The 24,113-nt window shown below is 63.1% G+C and carries 23 protein-coding genes, 1 tRNA gene and 1 pseudogene; 14 read left to right on the top strand and 11 right to left on the bottom strand.

From position 1 onward, the window contains the following. Positions 1-125 precede the first annotated feature (125 nt). A complete protein-coding gene (locus ASG39_RS23255; protein ID WP_347360160.1) occupies positions 126-971 on the bottom strand; it encodes a porin in 846 nt (281 codons plus the stop codon). Positions 972-1,663: 692 nt separating this feature from the next. On the opposite strand from ASG39_RS23255, the pseudogene ASG39_RS09590 reads away from it, so the two are divergent. Together ASG39_RS09590 and ASG39_RS09585 are read left to right on the top strand one after the other, a co-directional pair. Beyond that, positions 1,664-2,659: pseudogene (locus tag ASG39_RS09590) on the top strand (porin); the annotation flags it as partial. Between the two features lie 340 nt (positions 2,660-2,999). Beyond that, complete coding sequence (locus ASG39_RS09585; protein WP_062594752.1) at positions 3,000-3,989, top strand: site-specific integrase; 990 nt, start codon at positions 3,000-3,002, stop codon at positions 3,987-3,989. Between the two features lie 96 nt (positions 3,990-4,085). On the opposite strand, the gene ASG39_RS09580 is transcribed toward ASG39_RS09585, so the two are convergent. The 3 genes from ASG39_RS09580 to ASG39_RS09570 all read right to left on the bottom strand — a co-directional run bounded on the left by ASG39_RS09580 (position 4,086) and on the right by ASG39_RS09570 (position 8,233). After that, positions 4,086-4,907, bottom strand: a complete 822-nt coding sequence (locus ASG39_RS09580) for a transglutaminase family protein (RefSeq protein ID WP_062594751.1) — start codon at positions 4,905-4,907, stop codon at positions 4,086-4,088. Between the two features lie 33 nt (positions 4,908-4,940). Continuing rightward, complete coding sequence (locus ASG39_RS09575; protein WP_082477101.1) at positions 4,941-5,948, bottom strand: transglutaminase family protein; 1,008 nt, start codon at positions 5,946-5,948, stop codon at positions 4,941-4,943. Positions 5,949-6,181: 233 nt separating this feature from the next. Then, positions 6,182-8,233, bottom strand: coding sequence for an NADH:flavin oxidoreductase (locus ASG39_RS09570; protein WP_062594750.1), 2,052 nt, complete (start codon positions 8,231-8,233; stop codon positions 6,182-6,184). Positions 8,234-8,371: 138 nt separating this feature from the next. Between ASG39_RS09570 and ASG39_RS09565 the strand changes: the two genes are divergently transcribed. From ASG39_RS09565 to ASG39_RS09550, 4 genes are all read left to right on the top strand, one after another. After that, positions 8,372-9,001: a TetR/AcrR family transcriptional regulator gene (locus ASG39_RS09565; protein WP_062594749.1), complete on the top strand. Its 630-nt coding sequence runs from the start codon at positions 8,372-8,374 to the stop codon at positions 8,999-9,001. Between the two features lie 369 nt (positions 9,002-9,370). Then, a complete protein-coding gene (locus tag ASG39_RS09560) occupies positions 9,371-10,372 on the top strand; it encodes an ABC transporter substrate-binding protein (protein ID WP_062594748.1) in 1,002 nt (333 codons plus the stop codon). Positions 10,373-10,504: 132 nt separating this feature from the next. After that, entirely contained in the window at positions 10,505-11,392 is an 888-nt protein-coding gene (locus tag ASG39_RS09555; protein WP_062594747.1) for a proline/glycine betaine ABC transporter permease, read from the top strand. After that, on the top strand, positions 11,385-12,518 hold the full coding sequence (locus ASG39_RS09550; RefSeq protein ID WP_082477099.1) for a glycine betaine/L-proline ABC transporter ATP-binding protein: 1,134 nt from the start codon (positions 11,385-11,387) through the stop codon (positions 12,516-12,518). The genes ASG39_RS09555 and ASG39_RS09550 overlap by 8 nt, the downstream gene beginning before the upstream one ends. Positions 12,519-12,769: 251 nt before the next feature. On the opposite strand, the gene ASG39_RS09545 is transcribed toward ASG39_RS09550, so the two are convergent. Continuing rightward, complete coding sequence (locus ASG39_RS09545; protein ID WP_200943876.1) at positions 12,770-13,096, bottom strand: hypothetical protein; 327 nt, start codon at positions 13,094-13,096, stop codon at positions 12,770-12,772. Between the two features lie 530 nt (positions 13,097-13,626). On the opposite strand from ASG39_RS09545, the gene ASG39_RS09540 reads away from it, so the two are divergent. Next, on the top strand, positions 13,627-14,268 hold the full coding sequence (locus ASG39_RS09540; RefSeq protein WP_062594746.1) for an SMI1/KNR4 family protein: 642 nt from the start codon (positions 13,627-13,629) through the stop codon (positions 14,266-14,268). A gap of 131 nt (positions 14,269-14,399) precedes the next feature. Here the strand turns inward: ASG39_RS09540 and ASG39_RS09535 are convergent. Next, positions 14,400-14,489, bottom strand: a tRNA-Ser gene (locus tag ASG39_RS09535). Positions 14,490-14,774: 285 nt separating this feature from the next. On the opposite strand from ASG39_RS09535, the gene ASG39_RS09530 reads away from it, so the two are divergent. From ASG39_RS09530 to ASG39_RS09520, 3 genes are all read left to right on the top strand, one after another. Further along, entirely contained in the window at positions 14,775-15,140 is a 366-nt protein-coding gene (locus tag ASG39_RS09530) for a PilZ domain-containing protein (protein WP_062594745.1), read from the top strand. A gap of 122 nt (positions 15,141-15,262) precedes the next feature. Further along, positions 15,263-15,676, top strand: a complete 414-nt coding sequence (locus tag ASG39_RS09525; protein ID WP_062594744.1) for a DUF2177 family protein — start codon at positions 15,263-15,265, stop codon at positions 15,674-15,676. A 90-nt stretch (positions 15,677-15,766) separates the two neighbouring features. After that, positions 15,767-16,891, top strand: coding sequence for a pyridoxal phosphate-dependent aminotransferase (locus ASG39_RS09520; RefSeq protein ID WP_062594743.1), 1,125 nt, complete (start codon positions 15,767-15,769; stop codon positions 16,889-16,891). 88 nt (positions 16,892-16,979) lie between these two features. On the opposite strand, the gene ASG39_RS09515 is transcribed toward ASG39_RS09520, so the two are convergent. Continuing rightward, the gene (locus tag ASG39_RS09515) at positions 16,980-17,501 is read right to left on the bottom strand and encodes a DUF992 domain-containing protein (RefSeq protein WP_062594742.1); all 522 of its coding nucleotides are present in this window, start codon (positions 17,499-17,501) and stop codon (positions 16,980-16,982) included. A gap of 276 nt (positions 17,502-17,777) precedes the next feature. Here ASG39_RS09515 and ASG39_RS09510 point away from each other — a divergent pair, with 276 nt between their 5' ends. Together ASG39_RS09510 and ASG39_RS09505 are read left to right on the top strand one after the other, a co-directional pair. Next, positions 17,778-18,401, top strand: coding sequence for a L,D-transpeptidase (locus ASG39_RS09510; protein ID WP_062594741.1), 624 nt, complete (start codon positions 17,778-17,780; stop codon positions 18,399-18,401). Between the two features lie 208 nt (positions 18,402-18,609). Continuing rightward, positions 18,610-19,560: a diacylglycerol kinase family protein gene (locus tag ASG39_RS09505; RefSeq protein WP_062594740.1), complete on the top strand. Its 951-nt coding sequence runs from the start codon at positions 18,610-18,612 to the stop codon at positions 19,558-19,560. Between the two features lie 40 nt (positions 19,561-19,600). On the opposite strand, the gene ASG39_RS09500 is transcribed toward ASG39_RS09505, so the two are convergent. From ASG39_RS09500 to ASG39_RS24220, 3 genes are all read right to left on the bottom strand, one after another. Then, complete coding sequence (locus ASG39_RS09500; RefSeq protein WP_062594739.1) at positions 19,601-21,100, bottom strand: AMP nucleosidase; 1,500 nt, start codon at positions 21,098-21,100, stop codon at positions 19,601-19,603. A 77-nt stretch (positions 21,101-21,177) separates the two neighbouring features. After that, positions 21,178-21,516: a YnfA family protein gene (locus ASG39_RS09495; RefSeq protein WP_062594951.1), complete on the bottom strand. Its 339-nt coding sequence runs from the start codon at positions 21,514-21,516 to the stop codon at positions 21,178-21,180. Positions 21,517-21,683: 167 nt separating this feature from the next. Continuing rightward, positions 21,684-21,857, bottom strand: a complete 174-nt coding sequence (locus ASG39_RS24220; protein ID WP_132533847.1) for a hypothetical protein — start codon at positions 21,855-21,857, stop codon at positions 21,684-21,686. Between the two features lie 278 nt (positions 21,858-22,135). Between ASG39_RS24220 and ASG39_RS09490 the strand changes: the two genes are divergently transcribed. After that, a complete protein-coding gene (locus ASG39_RS09490) occupies positions 22,136-22,837 on the top strand; it encodes a glutathione S-transferase N-terminal domain-containing protein (protein ID WP_062594738.1) in 702 nt (233 codons plus the stop codon). Positions 22,838-22,948: 111 nt separating this feature from the next. On the opposite strand, the gene ASG39_RS09485 is transcribed toward ASG39_RS09490, so the two are convergent. After that, a complete protein-coding gene (locus tag ASG39_RS09485; RefSeq protein ID WP_062594737.1) occupies positions 22,949-23,296 on the bottom strand; it encodes a DUF2147 domain-containing protein in 348 nt (115 codons plus the stop codon). A gap of 450 nt (positions 23,297-23,746) precedes the next feature. Here ASG39_RS09485 and ASG39_RS09480 point away from each other — a divergent pair, with 450 nt between their 5' ends. Beyond that, positions 23,747-24,013 carry a sel1 repeat family protein gene (locus ASG39_RS09480; protein ID WP_062594736.1) on the top strand — a complete coding sequence of 89 codons (267 nt, stop codon included), beginning with the start codon at positions 23,747-23,749 and terminating at the stop codon, positions 24,011-24,013. Positions 24,014-24,113 lie beyond the last annotated feature (100 nt).

Below are 24,113 nucleotides of genomic sequence, written 5' to 3'. Positions count from 1 at the left end.
TGGGGCCGAGCGATCGAAGGCGGCACGCACAGTCCCCGGCGCTTTCGGATACGTCTCATCTCAACAACGAAAAAACCCGGCATCGCTGCCGGGTTTTCCATCAATGACCGTGAGGTCAAGTGATATTAGAAGTCGCGCTGCAGACGGAGGAAGCCCGTCCAGTCCTTCTGGTCGCCCGGAAGGCCATCGTCGCTGTCCGTGTAGTTGACAGTTGCGAGCGTACGCAGGCCAGTCGTGATCTGGTAGCCGGCGGTTACACCGACGCGCCATGCATCTTCGCTGGAGAATTCGCTGCCTACGCGAACATTACCGAAGTACTGTGCGGCCGGGGTGATCGTGAACTTCTCAGTTGCCTTGATTGCGTATTCAGCAGCAACCGTCCATTCCGAACGATCGTAGTAGTAGTTCGGGTCGGTGGCGTACGAGCCAGCGATGCCGAGCGTGCCCGGGCCGAGTTCAGCCGTTGCGAGGATGCGGAAAGCAGCTTCTTCGGCGTCGAAGTCGTATGCAGCGAGGCCGTAGATGTTGAAGCCAGCGATCGTTGCGCCGAGCTTGCCGGAAACGCCGAGGCTGTCGTTCGGGTCGTTGTTGGTCGGGTAGGAGCCGCCTTCGATTTCGTCAACCGAAACGCCAGCGAGGAAAGAGCCGCCGTCGTAGGTGTAACGAGCCGAGTTCTGCAGAGCGCCGAACGAAGAGTCGAGCGAGTCCGTTTCGCCAGACAGGCCGTCGTCCCACCAGCTGTAGAAGTAACCGACGTCGAAGCCAGCGATGTTGATCCATGCGCCGTCGAGGAAGGTGTCGCCGTCAGCGTCGGCCTGGATGTTGATGTAGGAAGACAGAGCGCCGAATTCGGTGTCGTTCTTCGCTTCGATCGTCAGGTAACCACGGCTGTAGGCGTTAACGTCGCCGTTGTCGCGGATGCCGTACGAGTCATCGTTGTACTCGAGCTGGGTACGAACGTAGCCGCCGATCTTGAGGCAGGTTTCCGTGCCGGGGATGTAGAACGATAGCGTCGGCAGCGTGTGCGCCGGATACTGCTGCGAGAGCGGCAGCGGAGCCGAGAAGAAGGCTCTTAATGTTCATTTCTGACCTCCAGTCAAAAGTTTAAAACGGGTCTGGGTATTTTGCTGAAGGACAGCGTTCCCTGCCCCATCCCCAACACTTCAGAAGTTGGCGATCAACCGCCCTTGCTTCTGGATTTGAAAATACCTGACCCGGCCGATGGCGCAATCACCAACTTGCTATCGCGCACCCTTTCGTCCGCCCTTCCGCATGTCCTGTTGCTGAAACGACACAAAATGGCCATCCGGGCGCTCAACTCTTAACAAGGCCTTAAGAAAATTGTTTGTTGAGAATGGCTTAGGTCGGCCGAAGCTTGCCTGAAACTGGTGAAAACCGTGGCAAAACGGGGGCTGGGCGCCGGTACTGCGGCATTCTCCCCTGCGGTCCTGGTCGCAGCTGTCAGCCGATGACGTGTTCGCAGCGGCTGCGAGGCGGAGGCGAGAATCGTTTGCGGCGGATGATTCCTGCCGAGAATCGGTGTCACGACTCTTCGAGGCGGTAAATGAGCCGCAGGGCGCGTGGCGCTCAGCGGTGGGCAGGGCGCGCTCCAGGAGCTTCATTTCGACAGAGATGCCCTCCGAGCCCTGTCAGCCGGGAGTTTCGTAGCCTTCTTCTCGGCTCCGCTGCCGCTCTCGCAGCAGTATCCGGCGCACACGCTGCCGACGCTATCGTCGCTGCTGAACCGGAAGCAATGGAATACGTCCGCGTCTGCGACGCTTTCGGCACGGGCTACTTCTACATCCCCGGCACGGAAACCTGCCTCAAGATCGGCGGCTACGTTCGTACGCAGATCGAGTACAATAAGAACTACACGCGTGCCGGCGCTGACTGGGATCCGTTGACGCGTGGTTACCTCACGTTCGAAGCCAAGAGCGATACCGAATTCGGCGCGCTGACGGGCTTCATCAACCTTGAAACCAACGATGACGGCAGAACCCATCTCGATGGTGCCTGGATCAACATCGCAGGCTTCGACGTCGGTTACCTGTACAACTGGTGGGACGATGGCCTCTCCGGCGAAACGGATAGCATTGGCTCGGATACGACGCTCGCAAACGAAGCTCGCTACACCTACGACGCTGGTTCTTTCCGGGTTGGCGCTGCCGTTACCGAATTGAATAGCACGGATGACGGCTACCAGCTGGTTGATGTCGGCACGAATGACGATGTCGGTGTTTCGGGCCTCGTCGGCTTTACGCTGGGCGGCGTCACGGGCCAGTTCATCGGCTCGTATGATGCAGACGCTGAAGAAGGTGCGGTCCGCGCTATCCTGACGGCCGACGTTGGTCCCGGTACGCTCGGCTTTGCGGCCGTCTACTCGACCGATCCGAACTACTTCTACGACAATGCTGAATGGGCTGTTGCTGCCGAGTACAAGATCCAGGCAACTGAAAAGTTCTTCATCACGCCGGCTGCCCAGTTCTACGGCGATTACAACTTCGAAAGTGGCCGGAACGATTGGAAGGTTGGCGTGACTGCTGGCTACCAGATCACCGAAGGTCTGCGCACGGTCGCCACGGTCAACTATCGCGATCGTGACGTAAGAAATGCAGACGATGTCTGGACCGGCTTCCTTCGCCTGCAGCGCGACTTCTAAGTCACGCTACCGCAACGTCGTCAGACCTTCGATCTGAAGGTCTGACATCAAATTCATAAAGCCTGCAGTTCTCTCGAACTGCGGGCCTTGTGGTTTTGGAATTTTGAAAATAAGTATGGCCTGTATAAGGCATATTCCATACGCTGGATCCGGTGCATCGCGCATCGGTCCGGCTTTCGAAACACCTGAAGCGACCACGCTTCCCACGTTCGTACGGTCTGCGTCGTATCTCGATGCCGATATCGCGAACCTGTGCGCATCGTTCTGTGCGGCTTTTCGGCCGTGCAGAGAGCATTTGCATCGGCGTCCGTCACAGGACGCATCATTGGAGACGGCATTCATGGATATCAGCGGCAAGCCCTTCACGGCGGAGACTTACGGCGCCGGTTCGTTTTCCGGGCTGTCCTATACATTGCGCGCCGGGCGCGATTTCGAGCCGCCGGCCACCCATACGCTCGTCACGCTTCTCGATCGGTACGGCGATACGCTGTGGGAGGGCGGCAAGCACAAGGCCAATGTCGTCGCCTTCATCCACGATCTCTACGAGATGATGGTGGAGAAGGAATTTGCCGGCTTCTCCCAGGATATGCTCGACCGTCTGGTCAATGCACTGCGCAAGCGCGGCAACAGTAATGCGACGATCAACCGCAAAATGTCGGCGCTGAGCAAGCTCCTGCGCAAGGCGCACAAGATGGGCGACATCTCCGTCCTGCCGGATTTCACCCGACAGAAAGAACGCGCCGGGCGCGTCCGTTTCCTGGAGCACGACGAGGAGGCGCGCCTCTTCGCCGCGATCGGCGCGCGCAACGAGCTCTATCGACGGCTCTGCATCTTCCTGGTGGATAGCGGTGCGCGTCTCGGAGAAGCGCTCGGCCTGCGCTGGAACGACCTGCAGGGCTCCATGGCAACCTTCTGGATCACCAAATCCGGCCGCAGCCGCTCCGTTCCGCTGACAACCCGAGCCCGCAAGGCTATCGGTCACGCCACGTCGCGCGGCCTCGGACCTTTTTCCAGCATCGATCAGCAGCAGTTCCGCACGGTGTGGAAGCTTGCCAAGCAGGATTCAGGCTTTCTCGACGATCCCGATCTCGTGCCGCATGTGCTGCGTCATACCTGCGCGTCGCGGCTCGTGCGCGGCGGCATCGATATCCGCCGTGTCCAGATGTGGCTCGGCCACCAGACGCTGCAGATGACGATGCGCTATGCCCACCTCGCCTCGCACGATCTCGATCTCTGCGTGCCGGTGCTGGAGCGCGCCAACAAGACCTTCGCCGCGGCGGCGAAAGCCAAGCGCATGCCGCAACAGGCGCCCTCGGCGCCGGCCTGCTGAGGTCGCAGAGCACCGGCGAAGCGCGTTCGAGAACCGATAAGCCTTCCCCGGACGGGCCGCGACATCGGCACCGTCCGGACTTGTCCCGCGAGCGAGCTACTGCCCGCCCTCCTGCGGTATTTCGTCCGTCACCACGTCGAAACGCACCAGCGTTGCCGGACCGAAAGCGGTGGAGAGCGCGACGTCGGTCGCATCCCGTCCGGTCGCCATCAGGATGCGACCGATCCGGGGCTTGTTGTGCCGGGCGTCGGCCGTATGCCAGTGGCCGCCGAGATAGACCTCGAACCAGGCGCTGAAATCCATCGGATTGACATCGATCGGCACGCCGATATCGCCGAGATAGCCGGTGCAGTAGCGCGCCGGGATATTCATCGCCCGGCAGAGCGTGATGGCGAGATGCGCGAAATCGCGACAGACGCCCACCCGGTCCGTAAAGCCGCCAAAGGCCGATCGCGTCGAATCGGCCTTCATATAGTCGAAGCGGATATGATTGTGGGCGAAGGAGAGGATCGCCGCCACGCGGGGCCAGCCCGGGGGCGTGTGGGAAAAAGTCTGCCATGCGAAGTTCGAGAGGCGGTCGGTGTCGCAATAGCGGCTGCCGAGCAGGAAGACCAGAACGTCGTCGGGCAGATCCTTGATCGAGTGCTGGACGGCATCATAGGGGATCAGATCGGGTTGGCCGCTGTCGTAGATCTCGAACGTGGTCGATAGCGTCGTGATGCCGGCCGGGGCGACGATCCGGCTGCAACTGTTGCCGAAGCCATCGACATATTCCCAGGCCTCGATCGGCCGGTCGAACTGCAAAACCTGGTCCGTCAGCAGGTCCACGCGCCTGGAAGGATGAATGTTGAGCACCAGCAGCATCGCGGTGTCGTGTTGGCATTCATAGCTGATGTGGAACCCGGCTTTGATCTTCAAATGCTCTATCCTTCGGTGCGGCGTGGCGGGAGGTCATGCTGGACGGGAAACGGCGTGTGAGACGGATGGTTGCGCATGCGCGCGCTCCGAGGCGTCGATGACGTCGGATTTCTGGCCTTCGGGATGCGCATTGACGTTTGCGGGCTGCGCGACGCTGCCGGCCTGCAACGCTTCGCTGATGACGTTGACCTGCACGGTCATGCTGTCGAAGTCGCCCTTCTTGCCGTCATAGCTTCCCGAGAGCGGCACCGCCTGCCGGGGCGTGCGGGCCACGCCGACGCGAATCAGGTCCCGGTTGCCGACGATGCCGTTGGTCGGATCGAACTCCACCCAGCCTGCTCCCGGCAGATAGACCTGGCACCAGGCATGGGTCGATCCGCCACCGAGCGTCACCTGTCCATCCCGACTCGGCACATAGATATAGCCGGTGACGAAGCGGGCCGCGAGGCCCAGGGCGCGGGCGGCCTCCATCATCAGCAGCGCGAAATCGCGGCACGTTCCCTTGCGCAGACGCAAGGTTTCCAAAGGTTGCTGCGTCCCATGTTCCTGCCGGCGCGCATAGACGAAGCCTTCGCGGATCGCGAAGCAGAGCGTCATCAGCAAATGCCCGGTCTCCGTCGGCCGGCCGACGCGCACGAACTGGCGTGCCCATTTCCCCACCTGATCTTCGGGGTCCGGACAATGGCGTTTCATCGTCTGCTCGAGGTCGAAAGCCTCTTCCGGATCGTAGGCGAAAGGATAGGTTCGCGCCTCTTCATCGATCTCGAAGTCGATCGGCACATGCGGCGTGTGTTCCAGCCGGATCAGCGTCTCGAAGGCCAAGTCCCGCGCGGGCTTCTCGAACCCGACCAGAGCCACGCAATTGCCGAAGACGTCATGAATCCAGCGGATATAGCTCGGCTCCGGCGACACATGAAGCGATGCCTCCAGCAGCGTCTGGTCGAAACTGTCGCGCGGTCGAAACATCAGCCGGTGCTCGCCGAAGCCGACCGGCCGCTTGTAACGATAGGACGTCTTGTGGTGAACCGAGAAGAGAACCATTAGCCGACGTTAGCACCTCGCCTGCCGCCCGTCGCTGGGAAAGCTCATAAAATAGGGGGAAATTCAGGCTCGCCGCAGCGGACCGGCATGCGAAAGAGGTCGGACAAACGCCTGCCCGCTGTCCATGGCCGCGACACGGGACACGCGCGCCTGACCCTGCTTCGGACGGCAGGCACGGCGGCGGCCATCCCGGTCTCCACCCGGGGCCCGTCCAGCCTCGTGCCGCGCCTCGCTCACAAATCCTTCGCCAGACGCAGCGCATCGTAGATCGCGGCATGGGTATTGCGCGCCGCGACGGCGTCGCCGATGCGGAAAAGGCGATAGGTGCCGGCGGGGTTGTGGACGAGGGTCTGGGGTTCTCCCGACAAAAGGGCATCGTAAGAGACTTCGCCGAGGTTGCGAGAAGCGGGGCGAAGCTCGAAATAGAGATCGTCGAGCGGGATCGTGCCGTGATTGACGACGATCTGGTCGACGATGCGCTCCTTCGCGCCGGCGCTGAGGTTGCCGCCGTAATCGCTGCCGACGCGGGCGACGATGGCGTTGCCGCGGCGCTCGGCGGAGTGAAGCCGGTAGGTGACCGTGAAGGTGGCGTCGAGCGCCTGCAGCGTGCGCATGTAGGGCACGAGATTCATCGCCATCACCTCCGGTGCGAAGGCGCGGTCCGGCGTCATGATCTCGACCTTCGCGCCCGATTTCGCAATGATTTCGGCGGCCTGCAGGCCGGCATGGTCGCCGGCATCGTCGAACACCAGCACGTTGGTGCCGGGTTTCACGTCGCCCGACAGGATGTCCCAGGCAGACACGACGAGATCGTTTCCGGTGGAGAGAACATCCGTGTGCGGCAGGCCGCCGGTGGCGATGATCACGACGTCGGGTTGTTCGGCCGCGATCGTCTCGGCATCCGCCCAGCTGTTGAAGTGGAAGGTGACACCCTGTTTTTCGCACTGGGCCATACGCCAGGCGATGATGCTCATCATCTCCCGCCGGCGCTCGCTCTGCGCGGTCAGGCGAATCTGGCCGCCGGGCTGGTTGGCCGCCTCGAAGACGACGACGTGGTGGCCGCGCTCGGCCGAAACACGGGCGGCCTCCAGCCCCGCCGGTCCCGCGCCGACGATGACGATCCGGCGCAGGACGTCGGCTTTGGCGATCGTGTGCGGCATGGTCTCCTCACGGCCGGTCGCCGCATTGTGGATGCAGAAGGCCATGCCGCCCTGATAGATGCGGTCGAGACAATAGTTAGCCCCGACGCAGGGGCGGATGTCCTCTTCGCGCTTCTCGATGATCTTGCGCACGATATGCGGGTCGGTCATATGCGCCCGCGTCATGCCGACCATGTCCACCTTGCCGCTCGCGATCGCATGGCGGGCCGTGGCGACGTCGGGGATCTTGGCCGCGTGGAAGGTCGGGAAATTGGTCGCGGCGCGGATCTCGCCGGCAAAGTCGAGATGCGGGGAATTGGCCATGCCCTGGATGGGGATGACGTCGGTGAGGCCGGGATCGGTATCGATATGGCCGCGGATGACGTTGAGATAGTCGATCAGACCGCTGTCGCGCAGGCGGCGCGAGATCTCCAGACCCTCGGCCTGCCCCGTGCCGCCGGGCAGACATTCGTCCGCCGTGTAGCGCACGCCGAGAATGAAATCCTCGCCCACGCGGGCGCGCATCGCCCTGAACACGTCGAGACAGAAGCGCAGGCGCGTGTCGAGCGAGGCGCCGCCATAGGGGCCGTCGAGTTCGTTGGTGGCCGGCGAGGTGAACTGGTCGATCAGGTGGCCATAGGCTTCGAGCTCGACACCATCCATGCCGCCGGCCTTCATGCGCTCGGCCGCGTCGGCAAAATCCTTGATGATCCGGGCGATGTCCCAGTCTTCGAGCTTCTTCGGAAAGGCCCGGTGTGCGGCCTCCCGCTGGTGCGACGGGGCAACCACGGGCAACCAGTCGCCCTTGTCCCAGCGGGTGCGCCGGCCGAGATGGGTCAGCTGGATCATGATCGCCGCGCCCTCTTCATGCACGGCATCCGTCATCTCGCGGATATAGGGAACGATCTCGTCCTTGTAGGCGAGCAGATTGTTGAACACCGGCGGGCTGTCTTTCGACACGGCGGCCGAGCCCGCCGTCATCGTTAGCGCAACGCCGCCCCTCGCCCGCTCCACCGTATAGGCCCTGTAGCGCGCCTTGGGCATGCCGTCTTCCGGATAGGCCGGCTCGTGCGACGTCACGATGATGCGGTTGCGCAGGGTCAGATGCTTCAGCCGGTAGGGCTGCAGGAGGGGATCGCTGGACATGCCTTGGCTCCGATTGATGCGTCGGGGGTCGATGCGTCGGGGCCGAGGCTAACGAGAAATGTACACATGTGTCAATCCGCAAAACAGGCGTGTACATTCACCTTGTTCACGCGGCCGGGATTTGGTAGGCATGAGGGTATGGAGCAAGCGGTGAGCGACAGCGGCTGGCGGGGGTCTTACGAGGGGTGGTTCGATGCCGCCTACACCTCGCTGCTGGAATCCGGTGTGGATTCGGTCAAGATCCTGCCGCTCGCCAAGCAGCTTGGCCTGTCGCGCACCAGCTTCTACTGGTTCTTCAAGGATCGCGAGGCGCTGCTCGATGCGCTGATCGACCGCTGGCGCGACACGAATACCGGCAACATCATCCGGCAGTCGGAGGCCTATGCGGAGACGCTCGTCGAGGCGATGCTGAACGTGTTCGACTGCTGGCTCGACACCGCGCTGTTCGATGCCCGCTTCGAATTTGCGGTGCGCAGCTGGGCGCTGCAATCGCCCGAGATCGAGGCGGAGGTGCAGCGCGCCGATGCGGCGCGCATGGCGGCGCTCGCCCGCATGTTCGCACGCTTCGGCCATGACGACGTGGCGGCGGATGTCCGGGCGCGCACCACCTATCTCGTGCAGATCGGCTATATCTCCATGCAGGCCCGCGAGGACGTGGCGCTGCGGATGAAGCGCATTCCGCAGTACATCGCCATCTTCACCGGTCAGGAACCGCAACAGCGGGAGCTCGACCGTTTCCATGCCCGCCACGGCTACCGGCAGGGATAGCGGAAATGGCGGTCGCGGCGATATCGAACACCGGCCCGATGGCCACCGCGCAGCGACCAATCCTCATGCCGACACGTCCATCGACCCACCTGTTCCGCCCGTTCGATCGCGCCGCGGCCTGTCTAATCGCGCCCTGGAATGGCGCGGCAGGACTGTCGGTCGCCCGGTCCATCCGCCACACTCCCTGCATCACGCGAGGGCCCTGGCCTTTCACGAAAGGAGACCTGCGGGCCGCAGATGCGGTCTGCGCCGAAGATTGGAATAAGGAGACTGTCCTTCAGGACCCATGAATCTCCAAGCCTATGAAGCGGATGTCTGCGGCGTCCCGCTTTTTCTGCCTTGCCGCTCATCCATAAAAGGGGAACGATAATGAAGAAACTACTCGCCTCCACCTGCCTCACCATGGGCCTGTTTGCCGGCCTGTCCGGGGCCAGCGCGGCCGAATGCGGCAGCGTCACCATTGCCAGCATGAACTGGCAGAGCGCGGAGGTCATCTCCAATCTCGACAAGCTGATCCTCAACGAAGGCTATGGCTGTCAGGCGGAAATCACCGTCGGCGACACCGTTCCCACCATCACCTCCATGGCCGAGAAGGGCCAGCCGGACATCGCGCCCGAAGCCTGGGTGGATCTGCTGCCGGACGTCGTCGCCAAGGGCACGGAAGAAGGCCGCATCGTCAAGGTCGGCTCGCCTTTGCCGGATGGCGGCAACCAGGGCTGGTGGATCCCGAAATATCTCGCCGACAAGCATCCCGACATCAAGACCATTCCCGACCTGCTGAAGCATCCTGACCTGTTTCCGAGCGAGGAAGACCCGAGCAAGGGCGCCGTGCTCAACGGCCCGCAGGGCTGGGGCGGCACCGTGGTGACGACGCAGCTCTTCAAGGCCTATGACGGCGAGAAGGCGAACTTCACGCTGGTCGATACCGGCTCTGCCGCCGGCCTCGACGGCGCGATCGCCAAGGCCTATGAGCGCGAGAAGGGCTTTGCCGCCTATTACTGGGCACCGACCGCCCTGCTCGGCAAATACCCGATGGTCAAGCTCGACGCCGGCGCACCGGCGGATGCGGCCGAATGGAAGCGCTGCAACACGGTTGCCGATTGCCCGGACCCCAAGCCCAATGCCTGGCCGGTCGATACCATCGTGACGCTGGTCGCCAAGCCCTTCTCCGAGAAGGCCGGGCCAGAGGTCATGGCCTATCTCGAAAAGCGCTCCTGGAGCAACGAGACCATCGGCAAGCTGATGGCCTGGATGACCGACAACCAGGCGAGCGGCGAAGACGGCGCCAAGCACTTCCTGAAGGAAAACAAGGACATCTGGACCAAGTGGGTTTCGGCCGACGCGGCCGCGAAGATCGAAGCGGCGCTCTGAGCTCCGTCCTTTGAGGCGGCGTGCGCCGGCGCTTGAGCCTATCTGGGCCCGGCGCCGGCGCACGCCGCTTCCCGCTTGCCGTCAGAAGAAGAAAAAGACGTCGCACGGCTCCTTCCAGAGAAAGGGACCCGCATGGAATGGTTTTACACATTTCCACACATGGATGACGACGCGCTTCGCAACCTGAAAAAGACCATCGACGAGGGATTTCGGGCCTTCACCCGGACCTATGGCGACGCGATCGAAAGCCTGTTCTCGCCGCTCCAGACCTTCCTGCTCGCGACCGATCGCTTCATGACGCAGACGCCCTGGCCGATCATCACCGCGATCATCCTGACGATCGCCTGGTTTGCCAGTCGCAGCGTGAAGATCGTGCTCGGCTGTCTCGTGACGCTGCTGCTCATCGGCTATTTCGACATGTGGACCGACACGATGCGGACGGTCGCGATGATCTTCGTCTGCACGGTGCTGTCGATCGCGGTCGGCCTGCCGATCGGCATTCTCATGGCGCGCTCCGATACGTTCCGGCGGATCGTCAATCCGATCCTCGATGTGATGCAGACCATGCCGAGCTTCGTCTATCTCATTCCCGTGGTCATGCTGCTCGGCATCGGTCGCGTGCCCGGCCTCATCGCCGTCGTCATCTACGCCATTCCCCCGATGATCCGGCTGACCGACCTCGGCATCCGGCTCGTGGACAAGGACGTGCTGGAGGCGGCCGATGCCTTCGGCACGTCGGATCGCCAAAAACTCTTCAAGGTGCAGCTCCCCCTCGCCCTTCCCACCATCATGGCCGGCATCAACCAGACGATCATGATGGCGCTCGCCATGGTCGTGGTGGCCTCGATGATCGGCGTTCAGGGCCTCGGCCAGCCGGTGCTCAAAGCCATCGCCAACCAGTATTTCACGCTCGGCATGTTCAACGGGCTCGCCATCGTGGGCATCGCCATCATCTTCGACCGCGTCAGCCAGGCCTATGGCAAGCGCCTGCAGAAACACCGGGAGATCGTCCATGGCTGACCCCCTTGCGTCCAAGGCTTTCGGCGGCATCGCCGTGCGCAATCTCTACAAGATCTTCGGCCCCAATGCGGCAGCCCATGTCGAGGCGGTGCGCAACGGCATGACGAAGACCGAGCTCAACGCCTTGCACGGCCATGTGCTGGGGCTTCGCGATATCAATATCGAGATCGCCTCCGGCTCGATCCAGGTGATTATGGGCCTGTCGGGCTCCGGCAAGTCCACGCTGATCCGTCATATCAACCGGCTGATCGACCCGACCGCCGGCGAGGTGCTGGTGGATGGCGTCGACGTCGTGAAGATGGGACCGGCCGAGCTGCGCAATTTCCGGCGCCACCAGACGGCCATGGTGTTCCAGAAGTTCGCCCTGCTGCCGCATCGCAGCGTGCTCGACAACACCATGTTCGGCCTGGAGATCCAAGGCATCGAGCGCACGACGTCGCGCGACATCGCCATGCGCTGGCTGGAGCGGGTGGGGCTGAAAGGCTTCGAGAGCAAATATCCGAACCAGCTTTCGGGCGGCATGCAGCAGCGCGTGGGGCTCGCCCGTGCACTGTCGAACGATGCGCCCGTGCTGCTGATGGACGAGGCCTATTCCGCGCTCGACCCGCTGATCCGCATGGACATGCAGTCGGTGCTCCTCGACATCCAGGCGGAGATCCGCAAGACCATCGTCTTCATCACCCACGATCTCGACGAGGCGCTGCGGCTCGGCGACCAGATCGCCATCCTGCGCGATGGCGAGGTGATCCAGCAGGGCACGAGCCAGGATATCGTGCTGCGCCCCGCCGACGACTATGTCGCAAGCTTCGTGCGCGAGGTGAACCGCGGTCGCGTCGTGCATGTCGAGGCGGTGATGACGCCGCTGCGCGGACCGGCGTCCGGTGGCACGGCATCCGGTGGCCGCACCATGGCCTCGACCGTCACGATCGAGGAGGCGCTTCGCCTGCTGGTCGGCGTGCCCGAGGACGAGGCTACAGTGGTGGACGCGAGCGGGCAGCCCGTGGGCACGGTCAGTTTCCGCCAGCTTGCGGGCGCCATGGTGAATGCTCACGAAATCGGGGCTCACGGTATTGGGGAACCCGAAATCGGCCGGCCGATGCCGGAGGGCCGCTCCCACGTCGCCTGAGCCGGCCTCAGGTGAACCGGCCTCAAGTGAACCGGCCTCAAGGCAGGCTCCGAACCGGACGTCTGCCCGCCGCCGCGGGCGGGCTCTCGAACCTGGCCCTGCCGGCCGTCGGCGAGACCTCGGGCGTCATCGACGAAGCGCGAATCGTCCGAGCCAATGAACAGCGCCGCCCCGGCGATCTCCTCGGCCTCCCCCTGCGACGGAGCGGACTGCGCGCGCAGAAGCGCGTGGCGGAACCCCCGCGCGCGCGATTACAGCGTCTTGCCCACGGGGAGTGTTTTCGTGCCCAGATTGCCGGAGAATGACGTCGCGCAGACGTCGAGCGCCTCGACCACCGACCGAAGGTAGATGCCGCGCCGGCTGTCGCCTGCCCGTATCGCCTCGGCGGACAAAGCCTCCCGGATCCGGTCGATGAAGCCCTGATGATCGAACGCATCCGACCGCACGTTGACCTTCACCTCGTCGACATAATGCGACACCAGCGGCTCCAGATCGAGGTTCCCGTCGGCCTGATACATGACCGCCATCTGCTGGGCGAGTTTGACCATCTGGACATAGGGCCCGAACGCGGCGCTCATGAACGTCTCCTTTGAAGGCTTGCTATCCCCGCCACCACGACACGGCAACGCGCGTGACGAAGACGGTATCGAATTGCCCTGAAGATGGGGATCCCCGCCCGCAACGCCATCAACCCCCAAGATAAACTTTCCGTCAGACGCGCGCCAGCGAAGATGCGTCGGACGTGAGAGGGAAGCGAACGGGAGATTGGCCGAGACTCGGCTGAAGACGTTTCGGGATCCGGCGGTGAAACGATAGGCGTTCCCGCAAAGCGTCAGACTTGCGCGAACGTGCAGTTCCAATCACCGATTGGACCGTCGAAAAACCGGGTGAATGAAGAAGATAAAATGGCGGGCCACGCCCGACGATGATGAGAACGACGTCTACGCTATTGCACTCTAACACTGCACGGCGCTACTTTCAGTGCCAATTGGCGCAGTTCATCAGCGGTTTTGGCCATTCTCGATGGGCGGGTGGCTTGTAGCATCGCTGGAACAGCAGGCCGCCTTGTCCTTGCTTCGCCCCGCAACGCATGAAGAGGAGATCGCCCATGTCTTTCTACCCTCCCTTCGTCATAGAACCGGGCGAGCCGAGCACCGCGACGTTCTTCCGTGGAGAGCCTCACTGGTCTAACCCGCCCCATGCCGACGCCGCGCTAATCCGCGCGACAGAGGAGCGGCTGAACATCGTGATGCCAAATTTGCTCCGAACCCTTTACCTGGAGCAGAATGGCGGCGGTTCAGACTTCATCTACTCGGCGATCGAGCCCGGCGCACCGCTTGCTCCGGCCGAAGCCGATTTCGACAGGTGGTGGCGCGGGAGCTTGCCTGGCGAGGCGCTGCTGCCGCTCGGCGATCTCACGAGCATGGAAGCGCTACAGGAGACAGTCGTCTACGACCCGGACTATTCTTGGCGCGAGCACCTTCCCGAAGCCGGCCGATTGATCCGGATAGCCGGATGGGACGAGTTTCTCTGCCTCGACTATGGGAACGGACGTACCGAGCCGCGCGTGGTTTTGTTTGACGACGTGCACTGGACCCCCGGCAACAATGCACCTTTCGAAGCCGTATGGCCGGATTTCACGACCTTTTTCACAGGACTACGCCGCCCTACGCTGACCTTTGACGAGGGGCGGCCCTACCGTGGATTGATGCCAGCTGGCCCTCGCGATCAAAGCATGACGGAAGGCTGAATGAGCAGGGTCGAGAGGCGCTCATCCTTTGTCGCTACAGATAGGGACAAGTCGGACGCCCATGCAGAATTCGGCGGTGATTGAGTAACCATCGAGCGGAATATCGCGCCATAGCGTAAAATCGGCGGGAATGGCGGAGAAGATGGGATTCGAACCCACGATACCCTTCCGGGTATACTCCCTTAGCAGGGGAGCGCCTTCGACCACTCGGCCACCTCTCCGTCGAGGCCCCTGATAGGATCAATCCACGTGGGGATCAAGGGCTATTTGGTCTTTCTGGCGATGATCTCGCAAAACGGTCATGAAGATGCGGGTGTCTTCCGCACGGGAAGGTGCTCGGGGGCCGGGTGCTGTGGCGTATGGCGATCGCTCGGCGGCATGGCGCGCGCCGGGTTGGATGGACCGTTGGCCGCATGGGCCCTCACGCCCGCAACGACAAGGTTGAAACAAGGCTCGCGGCCTAAGGATCAGGGCGAGAGCGAGCGACCCTTGACCGGAGCAATCCCATGTCCATGATCATGCACAGGGCGGAGGCCCGTCCGGGGCAGACGAGTGCAACCTACAAGCACTTCTTCCTCGAGCGCCCCTGCCGCATTCTCGTGGTCGGTCAGCATCTGAAACCGAAGACGAAATATAACGGGCTCTTGCGGCATATCTCGATCGGCGGCGCGATGATCGATTTCAACCCGGCCGTCTCCCTGCCGCAGCATTTCTTCGTGGAGATCATCGGCTTTCCCGAGGAGATCGGCAGCACCGTCGTTCACCGCAGCGGCTCGGAACTCGGCGTGCGCTTCAATATGCAGCTGACGCCGGAATTCATCCGCCAGCTGATCCGCATGGATTTCGCCCAGAACAGCATCGCCACGCGTTAGGCACGGGCCGTTGATGGCCGGATTGCGTCGCCTCGCGCTTCTTTGGGGCGTCTCTAATGACGCAACAAACGGTAATCCGGTTGTGGTCGCGCTCCGTAGACGTGCAAAACAGGAGCGCGACGATGAAGACCTATCTGATTGCCTATGCCGGTACCCTCCTTTCCTTCCTCGTCGTCGATGCCGTGTGGCTGGGCGTCGTGGCGCGGACGTTCTACCGCGACCAGCTCGGCGACCTGATGTCGCCGCAGCCGAACCTTGCCGTTGCCGCCGTCTTCTACCTGTTCTTTGCCGTGGCCATCGTCATCCTCGCCGTGCTTCCGGGGCTCCGGGCGGGGTCGCTGATGACGACGATCGGCTATGGTGCGGTGCTCGGCCTTGCCGCCTACGGCACCTATGACATCACCAACCTCTCCACCCTGCGCAACTGGCCGGCCATGCTGAGCGTGGTGGATATGATCTGGGGCACCTTCCTCACGGCGCTGGGCGCTGCCTGCGGTTTCTTTGCCGTGCGCTGGCTGGGCGACGCCGCCGTCTGAGAGCGGTCCTTCGAGATTGGAGGGGCGGACGGTTTCCGGCGCGGCGGTTTCTGCTAGGGTGGCGAAAAGTCGTCACCATCGGACCTTATCATGTCAGCTTTCGCCCGCTTCACGCCGCTTGCCCGTTCCCTCCCCGCAACCGTCCCTTTCGTCGGGCCGGAAGCCATCGAACGGCAGCGACATGCCCGGCTGACGGCGCGAATCGGGGCGAACGAGAGCGGCTTCGGCCCTGCCGCGAGCGTGGTCGCCGCCATGACATCCGCACTGTCGGGCGTCTGGAAATACAATGATCCCGAAAATTTCGACCTGAAGCAGGCGCTCGCCCGTCACCTCGGCGTGCAGCCGAACAATCTGGCGATCGGCGAAGGCATCGATGGGCTTCTCGGGCAGATCGTGCGCCTGGTCATCGAGCCGGGCATGCCGGTGGTCACCTCGCTCGGCGGCTATCCCACGTTCAATTTCCATGTCGCCGGCCATGGCGGGCGACTGATCACCGTACCCTATGACGGCGACGACCGGGAAAACCTGGCGGGCCTGCGGGAGGCCGTTATCCGCGAGGATGCACCGCTGGTCTATCTTGCCAATCCCGACAATCCGATGGGGAGCTGGTGGGACGCCGACAGCGTGCTGGATTTTGCACGGGCCCTGCCGGAAACGACCCTGCTGGTGCTGGACGAAGCCTATGGCGAGACGGCACCGACCGGCACCCTGCCCGCGCTCTCCGCCCTCATCGACCGGCCGAACATCATCCGGACTCGGACGTTCTCGAAGGCTTACGGCCTTGCCGGCGCGCGGATCGGCTATGCGATCTCCACGCCCGGCACGGCCGCGGCCTTCGACAAGATCCGCAATCATTTCGGTATGAACCGCATCGGCACGGCGGCGGCGGAGGCCGCGCTGCAGGATCAGGCCCATCTTCAGACCGTGATCGCCCAGATCGCCGCCGCGCGCGCGACCATCGCCCGGATTGCGGACGAGGCCGGGCTGAAGCCGTTGCCGTCCGCGACGAATTTCGTGGCGATCGATTGCGGCGCGGATGCGACCTTCGCGCGCGCCATCGTCGATGGGCTGATGGACGATGCCGGTGTGTTCATCCGCATGCCGGGTGCGGCCCCGCTCAACCGGTGCATTCGCGTCAGCGCCGGTCCACAGGCCGAGATGGATGCCTTCGCGCAGGCGCTGCCGCGTGTTCTGGAGCGTCTTCGCCGGGCGTGAGCGCGGGAACGGGACATGAAAAGAGCGCGTGGCGGGGGCCACGCGCTCTTTTCGTCATTCAAGTCTCGTCAATCGAGGCTTCAGGCGATCAGTTGACCGACGTCAGCGTCATCGAGGTGCCCGCGGCGGCGACGTTGAGACCGATCTGACCCTGAAGGCTCAGGAGCTGAAGGTGGATCGAGCCCGACGTGCCGCCGGTCAGAATGTTGGCACCGACGCCGAGACCGACCGTGGCTTCGGCCGATGCGCCCTGGTAGAGGCCGGCCAGCGAACCATGGTGATAGCCGGCCGTGGGCGCGAGAACGGCCCAGATCAGGCGGCCTTCGGTGGTGAAGCCGAGGTCGATGCCGAGCTTGCGCATGGCGCCCGAGTAGTCATCGACGGGTTCGCCATCGATGGTCGACTTGAAGGCGCAATTGACCTCCTTGGACGAGCCGAGGACATAGCCGGCGCCGCCGGCGATCGTGCAATCGAGATAACCGATCTTCACGCCGTTGCGGGCGCCGGAATCGGAATAGGATTGTGCGGGAGCGAGGTCGGCGGCCATGGCCGGAAGGGTGCCGGACGCGATGGCTGCAGCGCAGACGATGCTGGCGAGGGACTGGTTCATGATATTCTCCTGTCAGAACGAGATACGGACATCGACCCGAGATAGGGCGGAAATGCGTTTGGCCGTTCATAACGCACGAAGAGCCGAAACGATCCGGCAAACCCTGTGACCGGGATGTCACAAACCATGACAGGATGTCACGATTCCCCGACGCACGCCGGATGCCAGCGCAAGGCCACAGCGCGGGCGACAACGCAAGGTGGCGCGTCTTTACCAGGCGTTAACCATAATTCCGGCATTTTGAGCGCTCCAGAGTCATCCACTTGGGGCTTGTTCATGTCCATTTCCCGCCGCGGCCTGCTGCTCGGTTTCTCCGCTCTTCTCGCCGGCTGCGCCGACACGGGATCGGTTGCCCGCCTCAACTATGCGGCCCTGCCCGACGAACGCTTCCCCCTGCCCGCGGTGCCTCTGGACCAGATCGAGCCGGACCTGCGACGCCAAGACGTGGCCTATCCCGCAAGCTATGCGGCCGGCACCATCGTGGTCGACACGCCGGCGCGGCGGCTCTACTATATTCTCGGCAATGGCCGCGCGATGCGGTACGGCATCGGCGTCGGGCGCGAAGGCTATGCGCTGGCCGGCAATGCCTATATCGGCCGCAAGGCGGAATGGCCGAGCTGGACGCCGACGCCGAACATGATTCGTCGCGACCCCGACCGGAACCTCAAATATGCCGGCGGCCTGCCGGGCGGCCCGAACAATCCGCTCGGCGCGCGCGCGATCTATCTCTATCGCGGCGGCAACGACACATTGTTCCGCATTCACGGCACCAACCAGCCGCGATCGATCGGGCACGCGATGTCGAGCGGCTGCGTCCGCATGCTCAATCACGATGTCGTCGATCTCTACGATCGCGTGAAGGCCGGCGATCAGGTCGTGGTTCTGCAAGCCGCAGCGTGAGGGCTCTGCCCGTCCATTCGACGGCAGAGCGCGTCTCGTCAGCGGACCGCTGTCGCCTTCATGCGCGAATGCGAAATAAGCAGGGATTCACCGGCGGGGCTCATCTTGAAGCCTGTGATAAACGCCGCATATACGATCCGGCAGGAGGGACCGGCCGGGACCTGCCCGGTCTGCCCATGCCTTGCGCTCAGACACAGCCGGGATCCGCATGAAGCTCAAAGCGATACTGAACAGCGACGGCGGCACCTTTCGCACCACCGATATGGCTGCCTATTCCCAAGCGATGGAGGGCGCCTTCCGCTCTGCCGGCCATGAGATCGAGATCGCCGTGGTGTCGGGCAGCGACATGGAAGCGGAACTCAAGAAAGCAGCCAACCGCGACGACCTCGATGCGATGATTGCCGGCGGGGGCGACGGCACGATTTCCGCGGCCGCCGGCGTCGCCTGGAAAAGCGGGCTGCCGCTCGGCGTCGTGCCCGCGGGGACGATGAACCTCTTTGCCCGCTCGCTGAAGCTGCCGCTCGATATCTGGAAGGTGCTGGACGTGCTCGCCCATGGCGAGGTGATCGAGGGCGACATCGGCAGCGCCAATGGTCGCGCCTTCGTGCACCAGTTTTCCATGGGCCTGCATGCGCGCATGGTGCGCTACCGCGAATCCTACAGCTTCGCCTCGCGCCTCGGCAAGATTTCGGCCAGCACCCGGGCCGCGATCGGCGTGGTCTTCAACCCGCCGCAGTTCAAGATCGAGTTTCGCGCCGACGGCGTGACGGAACGGCGCAAGGTGTCCGCCCTGTCCGTCTCCAACAATCATTTCGGCGCCAATTCGCTGATGTATGCGGACGACCTGACCGGCGGCCATCTCGGCTTCTACACCGCGCCGCCCCTCACCCCGCCGGGCGTCGGACGCCTCGTCTTCGATATTCTCAGGGGAAAATTCCGCGAGAGCACGCTGATCACCGAGATGAGCGTGAAGCAGGTGGAGCTCTATTTCCCGCACGCCCGCCGGCACAAGATCAATTGCGTCATCGACGGCGAATTGCTGCCGTTGCGCGGCGACGTCGATATCCGGATTCATGCGGGCGAACTGAAGCTGCTCGTGGGACGATCGGTGGCGCCGCAGGCTGCGGCCGTCGCCCCGGCGCCGGAACAGACGGCCTGACCGAGGCGGCGCGCCCGCCTGCGGTCATCCTTCGAAGCCTCTACTGAAACGCCGTCTCGAAGAAGCTGCGAAGCTTGCGGGAATGCAGCTTTTCCGGCGGCATCGCGGCCAGCTTTTCCAGAGCGCGAATGCCGATCTGCAGATGCTGGCTGACCTGATTCTTGTAAAAAGCCGTTGCCATGCCCGGCAGTTTCAGCTCGCCATGCAGCGGCTTGTCGGAGACGCAGAGCAGCGTTCCATAAGGAACCCGGAACCGGAAGCCGTTGGCGGCGATGGTGGCGGATTCCATGTCGAGCGCAATCGCCCGTGACTGCGACAGCCGCTTGACCGGGCCGCGCTGGTCGCGAAGCTCCCAGTTGCGGTTGTCGATGGTCGCGACCGTGCCGGTGCGCATGATGCGCTTGAGGTCGTAGCCCTCGTAGCCGGTGGTTTCCGCCACGGCTTCCTGCAAGGCCATTTGCACTTCGGCAAGCGCCGGGATCGGCACCCAGACCGGCAGATCGTCGTCCAGCACATGGTCCTCGCGCACATAGGCATGCGCCAGAACATAATCGCCGAGCGCCTGGCTGTTGCGCAGGCCGGCGCAGTGACCGAGCATCAGCCAGGCATGCGGGCGCAGCACGGCGATATGGTCGGTGATGGTCTTCGCATTGGACGGACCGACGCCGATATTGACGACGGTGATGCCGCCATGCCCCTTCTTCTTCAGGTGATAGGCCGGCATCTGCGGCAGGCGGGCGAGCGTCAGGTCGCTGTCCGGCTCGTCGGAGCCGGCCTGCGTCACGATGTTTCCCGGCTCGACGAAGGCCGTGTAGCCATTGCCGCCCTCGGACATCTGCTTGCGCGCCCAGACGCAGAATTCATCGATGTAGAACTGGTAATTGGTGAAGAGCACGAAGTTCTGGAAATGCGCCGCGCTGGTCGCTGTGTAATGGCTGAGGCGTGCCAGCGAATAATCGATGCGCTGTGCGGTGAACGGGGCCAGCGGAAAGGGTTCGCCTGGGCCCGGCTCATAGGCACCGTTGGCGATCTCGTCGTCGGTGGTCGAGAGGTCGGGCGTATCGAACAGGTCGCGCAGGGGCACATCGATATTCTCGGCCAGCGACGCCTCGACATGCGCGCCCTCGCCGAACGCGAAGTGCAGCGGGATGGGCGTCGCGGATTCCGACACCGTGATGCCCGTGCCGTGATTGCGAATCAACAGGCCGAGCTGTTCCTTGAGATAGTGCCGGAACAGTTTGGGGCGGGTGACCGTGGTCGTGTAGACGCCGGGCGCGGTGACATGGCCGTAGGACAGGCGCGAATCGACATGGCCGAAGCTGGAGGTTTCCATGCTGACCTGCGGGTAGCAGGCGCGGAACCGGCTGGCGGCGACGCCCTTGCCGAGCGCCGTGAACCCGTCCACGAGGAAATTGGTGTTGCGCTCATAGAGCGCGGTCAGCGCATCCACCGCCTGGACGGGATCGTCGTAGGTCTGGGGCTCGAAGGCCTCGGGCATGGCGATGGGAAGGACGGGGACGGAAGAGATTCGTGCGCTCATACGGCATTATAGGATGCCGTAATTGACAAGCAAACGACAAGTGACGCCGCCGCGCTGCAATTCCTTCCCGCACGTCTTCAGCCGCGCGAAGGCGCGATGATGACGAGCGTTCCGGCGAGCGCCAGCAGCACGCCGGCGAGATCGAAGCGATCGGGCCGCACGCCCTCCGCAAGCCACATCCAGAGAACCGATGCCGCGATGTAGATGCCGCCATAGGCCGCGAAACTCCGGCCGGCCGCCGGCTGCGGGCTGAATGTCAGGAGCCAGGCAAAGGCCACCAGACTGGCGATGCCGGGGATGAGCCAGAGCGCGGAGCGTCCGAGCCGGAGCCAGGCCCACAGGCTGAAACAGCCGGCGATCTCGAACAGGGCTGCGAGCGCATAGAGGAGGATGGTGGAGACAGGAAGGCCGAACATGGGGCGATGATGATCGCAGGCGCGGCGTGGACACAAGCGGATTTCATCCGGTCTTCTGCAATGCCGGAGAAAGAGAAGAGGCCCGGAACCCGCCCGGAAGTGGCGGGTTCGACAGGGTGAGCGTGCCGGATCGGGCGGCGGTCAAGCCGGCGCGCAACAGGTTCGCGTCAGAGCTTTGCCTGGCAGAACTGCGCGGTATGCGCGGTGCAGTCGGCCAGCGTCGTGGTGTAATCATGCTGGCGGCGGCGCTCGGTGTCGGCGCTGACGGCGGCCGCCAGGCTCATGGCGAAGACGACCATGAGGGCGCTGATGATCGTGAGGCGGCGAGCAATGATATCCATGACAGTCGATCCGTTCGAGCGATTTGGGTGGGTGTGGGTTCGATGATCGTCTTTTCGCACAGCCAAACTGAATTCTAGCTGAGAGGCCGGTTCATGTGCCGTTCAGGTTGAATGCTGCATTGCACAGAGTCTCCTCCACTCGTCCTCGCGACACCCGCCGATCCGGCCTGCCCGACCCGCGCGGCAGGACCGATCATCCTGCGCAAACGGTTCCGGTTCGATGCTTTCTGCGCTAGGCTGGCGTCGAACCCGATGCAAGCGAGAGACCGGAGCCAAACATGTCCGCACCGATAGACCTCTATTACTGGCCGACACCCAATGGCTGGAAGATCACCATCCTGCTGGAAGAACTCGGCCTTCCCTACGCGGTCAAGTACATCAACATTTCCAAGGGCGAGCAGTTCGCACCCGACTTCCTGAAGATCGCCCCCAACAACCGCATGCCGGCCATTATCGATCCCGACGGCCCGGGCGGCGCACCGATTTCGGTGTTCGAGTCCGGCGCCATCCTGCAATATCTCGGCCGCAAGACCGGGCGTTTCTACCCGAGCGACGAGCGGGCGCGCGTCGATGTCGATCAATGGCTGTTCTGGCAGATGGGCGGGCTCGGCCCGATGGCGGGACAGGCCAATCATTTTCGGCACTATGCGCCGGAAAAGATCGCCTACGGCATCGAGCGCTACACCAACGAGGTCAATCGCCTCTACGGCGTCATGAACCGGCGCCTGGCCGACCGGGACTATCTGGCCGGAGACTATTCGATCGCCGACATGGCCTGCCTCGGCTGGGTGCGCCAGTATGAAAGCGGCGGGCAGGATCTCAACGACTTCCCGCACCTGAAGCGCTGGTTCGAGGCGCTGGCCGCCCGCCCCGCCGTCATCGCCGGCTTCGATGTCGGTCGCGAGGAGCGCGAGCGGCAAAAACATCTGTCGGAAGACAAGGACGCGCAGAAGATCCTGTTCGGCCAGCGCGCGCAGTAGATCGCTTTCAAAAGCGGAGCCCTTCTGCCGGAGGGCTCCGTTATCCTTCCGGCATCCATCCGTCATCCTTCCGGCCGCCATGGCGCCGGCGACGGTCGAAGGAGCGAAGGCTCAGAGCCGGCTCCAGGTCTGGCTCTTGCAAAGCACCTTCAGCACGCAACCCTTGAGTTTCAGCTGTTTGCCCGTGACGGCGGCGGAACCGCTATAGGTCTTGTCGTTGTCGGGGTCGGTCACTTCGCCGGTGTAACTTTCCCCAGCACCCGACAGGGTGCCGATCTTCTTTCCCGCATTCTTGCCGGTCTTCACCGTGATGCAGAAGCTGCCGCCGCAGGACGCGATCGCTGCGGTCTCGCCACTTGCCGTCTTCCAGTTGCCGACGATGGGCTCCGCCGCCAATGCGGGCAAGGCAAGAAGAGCCGAACCCAGAACGGCTGCAGACACAATCGATGTGATCTTCATGAAATCTCCTCCCAAAAGGCGCCTCCCCAGCGCCGCATTCAAAAATTACGTGAACGTAAAAGGAATGTCAAAAGCGCATTGGAAGAATCTCGTGCCGCACGGATTTTCCAGGGACGAAGAGCGCCCATGCGTTTCGTGGTGAACGAAGCGTTGAAATCCAGACGTGAAAGATGCGTAAAATTTGACGCGAAAGCCAGGCAATACAGGGCCTGCGATGTTTAACGAAAACCCAAGTTTACCAATCGTTTGAACTTCGTTTGCCGCGAATTAATCATGCATTTTAAGCGCGCATTGAAGGCCGTGCGGCATACTTCAATCCATAAGACGAGCGGAGACGAAACACTCCGCCGACAGCCTCCGGAAGATCAAGAGCCCCGCAGAGGGCCGGGCTTCCAGAGGTCGAAACAGGGACTGCACGAAGAAACGTTCAACGCAACAGGGACAACGACAATGGCACGCTTCGACCTCCAGAATTTCACCTATGCCACGATCGCCGGCGAAAACCGCGCGGAAGCCTTCTGCAACATGGGCCTGATGTACGCCACCGGCCGCGGCTGCGACGTCGATGTGGTCGCCGCGCACAAATGGCTGAACATCGCCGCCATCAAGGGCTCCGAGCGGGCCGCCGAGCTGCGCGCCGAACTGGCCGCCACCATGTCGAAAGCCGACCTCGCCATCGCGCTGCGTTCGGCCCGCGAATGGATGACCGTGCATTGATCGATCCACGCATAGAAAAACCCTCCCTCTCCGCACCCCGTTTCTTCAGGCCGACCTGACAGGACGTGGACGGAGAGCGGAGGGCTTTCGGCGTTTTTGT

Source organism: Rhizobium sp. Leaf371, from assembly GCF_001424045.1.
In the GTDB taxonomy this organism is placed as follows: Bacteria; Pseudomonadota; Alphaproteobacteria; order Rhizobiales; family Rhizobiaceae; genus Ferranicluibacter.
This window is presented reverse-complemented; position numbering and strand designations above follow the sequence as displayed.

Bases quoted from the DNA above. Each gene is read 5' to 3' on its own strand.
- ASG39_RS09585 (WP_062594752.1), top strand. From the start codon at position 3,000: ATGGATATCAGCGGCAAGCCCTTCACGGCGGAGACTTACGGCGCCGGT.
- ASG39_RS09575 (WP_082477101.1), bottom strand. From the start codon at position 5,948: ATGGTTCTCTTCTCGGTTCACCACAAGACGTCCTATCGTTACAAGCGG.
- ASG39_RS09570 (WP_062594750.1), bottom strand. From the start codon at position 8,233: ATGTCCAGCGATCCCCTCCTGCAGCCCTACCGGCTGAAGCATCTGACC.
- ASG39_RS09565 (WP_062594749.1), top strand. From the start codon at position 8,372: ATGGAGCAAGCGGTGAGCGACAGCGGCTGGCGGGGGTCTTACGAGGGG.
- ASG39_RS09560 (WP_062594748.1), top strand. From the start codon at position 9,371: ATGAAGAAACTACTCGCCTCCACCTGCCTCACCATGGGCCTGTTTGCC.
- ASG39_RS09555 (WP_062594747.1), top strand. From the start codon at position 10,505: ATGGAATGGTTTTACACATTTCCACACATGGATGACGACGCGCTTCGC.
- ASG39_RS09550 (WP_082477099.1), top strand. From the start codon at position 11,385: ATGGCTGACCCCCTTGCGTCCAAGGCTTTCGGCGGCATCGCCGTGCGC.
- ASG39_RS09545 (WP_200943876.1), bottom strand. From the start codon at position 13,096: ATGAGCGCCGCGTTCGGGCCCTATGTCCAGATGGTCAAACTCGCCCAG.
- ASG39_RS09540 (WP_062594746.1), top strand. From the start codon at position 13,627: ATGTCTTTCTACCCTCCCTTCGTCATAGAACCGGGCGAGCCGAGCACC.
- ASG39_RS09530 (WP_062594745.1), top strand. From the start codon at position 14,775: ATGTCCATGATCATGCACAGGGCGGAGGCCCGTCCGGGGCAGACGAGT.
- ASG39_RS09525 (WP_062594744.1), top strand. From the start codon at position 15,263: ATGAAGACCTATCTGATTGCCTATGCCGGTACCCTCCTTTCCTTCCTC.
- ASG39_RS09520 (WP_062594743.1), top strand. From the start codon at position 15,767: ATGTCAGCTTTCGCCCGCTTCACGCCGCTTGCCCGTTCCCTCCCCGCA.
- ASG39_RS09515 (WP_062594742.1), bottom strand. From the start codon at position 17,501: ATGAACCAGTCCCTCGCCAGCATCGTCTGCGCTGCAGCCATCGCGTCC.
- ASG39_RS09510 (WP_062594741.1), top strand. From the start codon at position 17,778: ATGTCCATTTCCCGCCGCGGCCTGCTGCTCGGTTTCTCCGCTCTTCTC.
- ASG39_RS09505 (WP_062594740.1), top strand. From the start codon at position 18,610: ATGAAGCTCAAAGCGATACTGAACAGCGACGGCGGCACCTTTCGCACC.
- ASG39_RS09500 (WP_062594739.1), bottom strand. From the start codon at position 21,100: ATGAGCGCACGAATCTCTTCCGTCCCCGTCCTTCCCATCGCCATGCCC.
- ASG39_RS09495 (WP_062594951.1), bottom strand. From the start codon at position 21,516: ATGTTCGGCCTTCCTGTCTCCACCATCCTCCTCTATGCGCTCGCAGCC.
- ASG39_RS24220 (WP_132533847.1), bottom strand. From the start codon at position 21,857: ATGGATATCATTGCTCGCCGCCTCACGATCATCAGCGCCCTCATGGTC.
- ASG39_RS09490 (WP_062594738.1), top strand. From the start codon at position 22,136: ATGTCCGCACCGATAGACCTCTATTACTGGCCGACACCCAATGGCTGG.
- ASG39_RS09485 (WP_062594737.1), bottom strand. From the start codon at position 23,296: ATGAAGATCACATCGATTGTGTCTGCAGCCGTTCTGGGTTCGGCTCTT.
- ASG39_RS09480 (WP_062594736.1), top strand. From the start codon at position 23,747: ATGGCACGCTTCGACCTCCAGAATTTCACCTATGCCACGATCGCCGGC.